Origin of the sequence: Pseudarthrobacter albicanus (assembly GCF_018224015.1) — a bacterium.
In the GTDB taxonomy this organism is placed as follows: Bacteria; Actinomycetota; Actinomycetes; order Actinomycetales; family Micrococcaceae; genus Arthrobacter; species Arthrobacter albicanus.
Map to the genome: position 1 here is coordinate 1 of NZ_JAGPOT010000240.1, position 306 is coordinate 306.

The window sequence follows — 306 nt, forward strand, 5'->3', positions numbered from 1 at the left end:
CTGTCCGGCACCGGCTTCGGCGCCGGATCCCTGGTCCAGGAGGTCTACGACAACACCAACCATGAGGATCCGCGCGGCACCCTGGTCGGCTTCATCTCGGATGAGAAGGCCGACGCGGTGTTCGAGCTCAGCGCCGAAGACCGCAAGCGGGCCGTCCTGGAATCCATCGCGGGCTTCCTCGGCGGGAAGGCCCTGACGCCTGAGGTCTACTACGAGTCCGACTGGGGCTCGGAGGAATGGACCCGCGGCGCCTACGCCTCCAGCTACGACCTCGGCGGCCTCCACCGCTACGGCAAGGACCAGCAC

1 protein-coding gene is annotated in these 306 nt (G+C 68.0%); it reads left to right on the plus strand.

The annotated features are described in order from the left end of the window. Window positions 1-306, plus strand: a 306-nt coding sequence (locus J9611_RS21620) for an FAD-dependent oxidoreductase (RefSeq protein ID WP_211883397.1), incomplete at both ends; no start/stop codon positions are given.